Raw genomic sequence first — 6,075 nt, 5'->3', positions numbered from 1 at the left:
GTTCCCAACCCAGCACCGTCACTGTGATTGTCGCCGTCGTTATGGGCGGTTTCCTATGGCTCGGGGCCAGCTCAGCGATAGCCAACGCTCAGATGCGGCTGAGACTACCCGAAGTCAGCGCAGGGAGCTGCGCGAGCAGAGGGAGGGCTGACGCCCCTCGATTTGCCCTGTCTTGCGACAATGGTTGGGTGAGCATTGCACCGACTACTACCTCCACGCGGCTCGACCTGCCGCCGCTGCGCCTGGGCGGGATAACCGTCGATACCCCTGTGGTTCTCGCTCCCATGGCCGGCATCACCAATACAGCGTTCCGCCGGCTGTGCCGCGAGTACGGCGGCGGCCTGTACGTCTCCGAAATGGTGACGTCCCGCGCCCTCGTCGAACGCAATCCGGAGTCCCTGCGCATCATCTCCCATGACGAGGATGAATTGGTGCGCTCCGTCCAGCTGTACGGCGTGGACCCCAAGACCGTCGGAGCCGCCGTTCGTATCCTCGTCGAGGAAGACCGCGCGGACCACATTGACCTGAACTTCGGCTGCCCGGTCCCGAAGGTCACCCGGAAGGGCGGCGGAGCGGCGCTTCCGTGGAAGCTCGACCTCTTCACCGGCATCGTGCAGACGGCCGTCCGGGAAGCTTCGCGGGGGAACATCCCGTTGACCATCAAGATGCGCAAAGGCATCGACGAGGATCACCTGACTTTCCGTGAGGCAGGCAAGATCGCGCGCGATGCCGGCGTGGCCGCCGTTGCGCTGCATGGACGCACTGCCTCCCAGTTCTACTCCGGCAAAGCCGACTGGAACGCCATCGCCGAGCTGCGTGAGGCCCTGCCGGATGTTCCGGTACTGGGAAACGGTGATATCTGGAGTGCGGAAGACGCAATCCGCATGGTTCAGCAGACTGGTGTTGACGGCGTCGTGGTAGGCCGTGGCTGCCAGGGTAGGCCGTGGCTGTTCGGTGACCTCATGAACGCCTTCGAGGGCAGGGATGAGCGGCACCAGCCCGGGCTCGGGCAGGTGGCGGACACGGTGTACCGCCACGCGGAGCTGCTGGTGGACACCTTCGGCAACGAGATGATGGCGCTGCGCGACATCCGCAAGCACATGGCCTGGTACTTCAAGGGCTACGTGGTGGGTGGAGAATTGCGTGCAGCGCTCGCCGCCGTACCCACGCTCGAGGTTCTGCGCGGTCTGCTCGATCAACTGGACCGCACGTCTCCGTATCCCGGCACTGACGCCGAAGGACCGCGCGGGCGTGCGGGATCACCCAAGCGCACGTCGCTGCCGGACAAGTGGCTCGAGGCCCGCCAGCTCAATCCTGAACAGCAGGCGGACATCGCCGCGGCGGAAGTCGACATATCGGGTGGATAGGGCGGCTGAGCACATGCAGAATTCCCCCGTCGGCAATGCAGCGCCGATTACTCCCGGCTACACGGATGCGGACATGCAGCGCTGGGTCGATGAAGCGCCCAAGAGCCTGCATCGTACGCACTTTGAGCGTGACCGCGCACGCGTCCTCCACTCCTCGGCGTTGAGACGGCTTGGCGCGAAGACGCAGGTGGTCGCCCCCGATACTGACGACTTCGTGCGGACCCGATTGACCCACAGCCTCGAGGTGGCGCAGGTGGGGCGGGAGCTGGGTCGCTCCCTCGGCTGCGACCCGGACATCGTCGACGCCGCCTGCCTCTCCCACGATCTTGGACATCCTCCGTTCGGGCACAACGGCGAGGCCACGTTGAATGACCTGGCGCACTCCATCGGCGGGTTCGAGGGCAACGCACAGACACTTCGGCTCCTGACCCGGCTTGAGCCCAAAGTCATCCGTGCCGACGGCGAACCGGCCGGGCTCAACCTCACCCGAGCCAGCCTCGATGCCGCGTGCAAGTACCCGTGGACTGCTGTGAACGCGCCGGTAATCCACGGACACCGCACCTCGAAGTTCGGCGCCTATGAGGACGATCTCCCCGTCTTCACCTGGCTGCGGCAGGGGGCACCGGCCGGCCGGTCCTGCCTTGAAGCGCAGGTCATGGACCTGGCCGATGACATCTCCTACTCCGTCCATGACGTCGAAGACGCCATCGTGGCCGGTCACTTCCAGCTCAAGTGGATGGACAACCCCGACCACCGCGCCCGCGTTGTCGGGTACACCCAGCAGTGGTACCTGCCGCACTCCGATCCGGCCGCCGTCGACGCTGCGCTCGCACGGCTGGAAGCAACGGACGTCTGGGTTCGCGAGGCTGACGGCAGCCGCAAAGCCATGGCCGCGCTGAAAAACATGACCAGCCAGCTGATCGGTCGTTTCTGCCTCAGTGCACTGCAGACAACACGGGGCATTTACGGCACCGACCCGCTCACCCGGTACGCCGCCGAGATGGTGGTTCCCGAGGACACGGTCACCGAGATCGCGGTGATGAAGGGCCTTGCAACCACCTACGTGATGACCAGCGTCCACCGCCAGCCCATTTATGAGCGGCAACGTGAGGTGCTGTCCTCGCTGGTGCAACAGATGGCCGCCGCAGGGGACAGCTTCCTTGAGCCCATGTTCGCCTCCGATTGGCGCCAGGCGGACGACGACGACGCCCGCCTCCGCGTGGTGATCGACCAGGTGGCATCCCTGACGGATGCCTCCGCCCTCGCCCTGCACGAAAGGGTTGTCGGGCCCGTTCCCGCGCTCTGGTAGAGGTTATGCACACGCCCGGATAGCGGTATTCACAGGGCCGGGCTACCGGACGGCGGAACCGGAGACCGAACACTAGACTGGATAATATGGCCGGACTCATCAAGCGTGAAGACATCGATGAGGTTCGCCAGCGCACCGACATCAAGGAAGTGGTGGACGGGTACGTCACCCTGAAGTCCGCCGGTGTGGGGTCCTGGAAAGGTCTCTGCCCCTTCCACGATGAGCGGTCGCCGTCGTTCCATGTCCGTCCGCACATGGGCTCCTATCACTGCTTCGGATGCGGTGAAGGTGGTGATGTCATTTCCTTCGTGCAGAAGATGGATCACACGTCCTTCGCGGAGACGGTTGAAAAGCTGGCCGCACGCATCTCTTTCGAACTGCGCTATGAGGATGGCGGAACCGGCCCCCGGCGCGAGGATTCCGGCAAGCGGCAGCGCCTCCTCGATGCACACAAGATTGCTGCGGAATTCTACCGCGACCAACTGTTGACACCAGAGGCGGCGACCGGCCGCGCTTTCCTGCAGGAGCGCGGCTTCGACCGGGCCGCCGCTGAACACTTCGGCGTCGGCTACGCGCCCCAGGGGTGGGACGGCCTGCTCAATCACCTGACCGGCCGCGGGTTTCTCCTGGACGAGCTGAAGCTGACCGGCATGTTCAGTGTTTCGTCCAACAACTCGGGCCGGCTCTACGACCGCTTCCGGGGCAGGCTGATGTGGCCCATTCGGGACATCACCGGGGACACCGTGGGATTCGGCGCACGCAAGCTGTATGAGGATGACCCGGGGCCCAAGTACCTGAATACCCCTGAGACCACCCTCTACAAGAAGTCGCAGGTCCTGTACGGAATCGATCTCGCCAAACGGGAGATCGCAAAGTCACGTCAGCTCGTGGTGGTGGAGGGCTACACCGACGTCATGGCGTGCCACCTCGCCGGAGTAGGCACCGCCGTAGCCACCTGCGGCACGGCCTTCGGTGCCGAGCACATCAAGATCGCGCGCCGGCTCCTGTCGGACGACGGCACCGGCGGAGAGGTCATCTTCACCTTCGATGGCGACGCCGCCGGGCAGAAAGCGGCACTGCGCGCCTTCGAGGAGGATCAGCGGTTCAACGCGCAGACTTATGTGGCGGTCGGCGCTGACGGCGCTGACCCCTGCGAGCTGCGACAGACCGCGGGGGACCAGGCCGTTCAGGACCTCATCAGCACCCGGCGCCCGCTGTTTGAGTTCGCCATCAAAGCATCGTTTGACCAGTTCGATCTCTCCACCGGCGAGGGCCAGACAAAAGCGCTACGGCACGCGGCTCCCATCGTGGCCAACATCCGCGATGTGTCCCTGAGGTCGGTCTACACCCGGGAACTGTCCCGGTGGCTCGGCATGCAATTCGTTGGCGAGGACCAGGTGGCGCGCGCGGTCACGGCCGCGGCAAAGCGGGCAACCCAACCGGCACAGGATGGCAAGCAGGGTGCACAGAACCCGCAGAGCCGCCAACCCGCCCAGGCACCGGGCAGCGGCCCTGAATTGGTGGAAGAAGTGCCGCAGTTCCGGCGTCCAGATCCGCGTGATCCTGTTGCACGGATGGAGCGCGAAGCGCTCGAGGTGGTTCTCCAGTATCCGCAACTGCTTGATCAGGACCAGTGGGACCGTTTTTCTGATTCCCGCTTCTCCGTGCCCGCCTACGCCGCGCTGCATGATGCAGTGCGTGCTGCCGGAACTGCAGGGAGAGACAGAGCCGACTCCGCATCGAACTGGGTGGAACGGGTGCGCCAGGAGGTTCCCGACATGCTGCGTGGTTATGTGAGCGAACTCGCCGTGACGCCGCTGCCCGCGACGGATGGAGAGGGGATGGCCGCGTACTGCCGAGACATCCTCAGCAGGCTCTCGGAGCTGCGCATCACCCGGCTGAAGGCAGAGAAGCTGAGCTCACTGCAGAGGCTCGATCCGGCGGCTGATCCATCCCTCTTTCAGCAACTGAACCGGGAGCTGATGGAGCTCGAAATGGAACGCCGCGCCCTGCGCTCGGACTAGCAGCCGGCCAATTTCACTTACCCGGTTTTCCTATGTAAAGTTGTTTCTGCTGCTTTCCCCCGTAGCTCAATTGGCAGAGCATTCGACTGTTAATCGAAGGGTTACTGGTTCAAGTCCAGTCGGGGGAGCAAATAGGCTCCTGACCTGCGTTTTCGCCGGTCAGGAGCCTTTCTCGTTAGCCGCCGGGTTGCCACTCAGGCTGGGCGCGTAGTCTGACCCCTATGCGCAATGATGATCTTGTTCTGGTAACGGGCGCCACTGGATATATCGGAGGTCGGCTCGTCTCCCGGCTGGTCGAAGACGGCCGGCGGGTCCGCGTGGTTGTGCGGTCACCCCAGAAGCTGCGGGACGTACCGTGGGCAGCGCAGGTCGAGGTGGTCGAAGGCGATCTGCAGGACGCCGAAACTATGAACCGTGCAAGCGAGGGCGTCTCCACGCTCTATTACCTCGTGCACTCCATGGGCTCCGGACGGGGGTTCGAGGAGCGGGAAGCGCAGATCGCATCGACCGTCGCCAAGGCTGCCTCGCAGGCTTCCGTCAAGCGCATCGTCTACCTCGGCGGTCTCCACCCGCAGGGTGTAAAGCTCTCAACGCACATGCGCTCCCGCGTGGCCGTGGGTGACGTGTTGCTGGCATCGGGCGTTCCCACCATCGCTTTCCAGGCCGGCGTCGTCATCGGTTCCGGCTCCGCGTCCTTCGAGATGATCAGGCACCTGGCCGATGTACTGCCGGTCATGCCCGCGCCGAAGTGGGTACTGAACCGCATCGAACCCATCTCCGTGCGTGACGTCATCCACTACCTCCTCGGCGCATTGGACCTGCCGGAGGGGCTCAACCGGACCTTCGACATCGGTTCCGGAGACGTCCTGACCTACGCGGACATGATGAAGCGCTATGCGGAAGCCGCCGGTCTGCCCGGTCGAACGGTCCTGGCGCTGCCGGTGCTTACTCCGCGACTGGCCGGGCACTGGGTGAACCTCGTGACCCCCATCCCGCGGGCTATGGCGATGCCGCTGATTGAATCCCTCCAGCACGACGCGGTCACCGCCGAAGCAGACATTCATGAGTATGTGCCGCACCCAGAGGGCGGATTGACCGATTATCGCGCCGCCGTCGACCTCGCCCTGAACAAAATGAGCGCCGGTGAGGTGGAAACGAGTTGGGCGGGAGCTTCGCAGCGCGACGCTGTCGCGGATCCGCTTCCCTCGGACCCCCAGTGGGCCGGCCACACGGTCTATAAGGACGAGCGCACCTTCCGCTCCAGCGCACCCGCTCCCGCGGTCTGGAAAGTGATCGAAGGCATCGGCGGGGAAAACGGCTGGTACTCCTGGCCGGTCGCCTGGGCTGCCCGCGGCTGGCTGGACAAGCTCGCCGG

The 6,075-nt window shown here is 64.7% G+C and carries 4 protein-coding genes and 1 tRNA gene; all 5 read left to right on the top strand.

What is annotated here, in order from left to right; translation table 11 throughout:
* Positions 1 to 188 precede the first annotated feature (188 nt).
* On the top strand, positions 189 to 1,367 hold the full coding sequence (gene dusB / locus P4U43_RS17445; RefSeq protein ID WP_277359871.1) for a tRNA dihydrouridine synthase DusB: 1,179 nt from the start codon (positions 189 to 191) through the stop codon (positions 1,365 to 1,367).
* A gap of 13 nt (positions 1,368 to 1,380) precedes the next feature.
* Positions 1,381 to 2,676: a deoxyguanosinetriphosphate triphosphohydrolase gene (locus P4U43_RS17440; protein ID WP_277359870.1), complete on the top strand. Its 1,296-nt coding sequence runs from the start codon at positions 1,381 to 1,383 to the stop codon at positions 2,674 to 2,676.
* Positions 2,677 to 2,762: 86 nt separating this feature from the next.
* Positions 2,763 to 4,700: a DNA primase gene (gene dnaG, locus P4U43_RS17435; protein ID WP_277359869.1), complete on the top strand. Its 1,938-nt coding sequence runs from the start codon at positions 2,763 to 2,765 to the stop codon at positions 4,698 to 4,700.
* Positions 4,701 to 4,755: 55 nt separating this feature from the next.
* A tRNA-Asn gene (locus P4U43_RS17430) sits at positions 4,756 to 4,828 on the top strand.
* A 93-nt stretch (positions 4,829 to 4,921) separates the two neighbouring features.
* The coding region (locus tag P4U43_RS17425; RefSeq protein WP_277359868.1) for a DUF2867 domain-containing protein at positions 4,922 to 6,075 on the top strand (1,154 nt) is incomplete at its 3' end.

The organism is Arthrobacter vasquezii, assembly GCF_029455255.1.
GTDB lineage: Bacteria > Actinomycetota > Actinomycetes > Actinomycetales > Micrococcaceae > Arthrobacter_D > Arthrobacter_D parietis.
The sequence above is the reverse complement of the archived record's forward strand: the minus strand, read 5'-3'. Positions and strand labels throughout refer to the sequence as shown.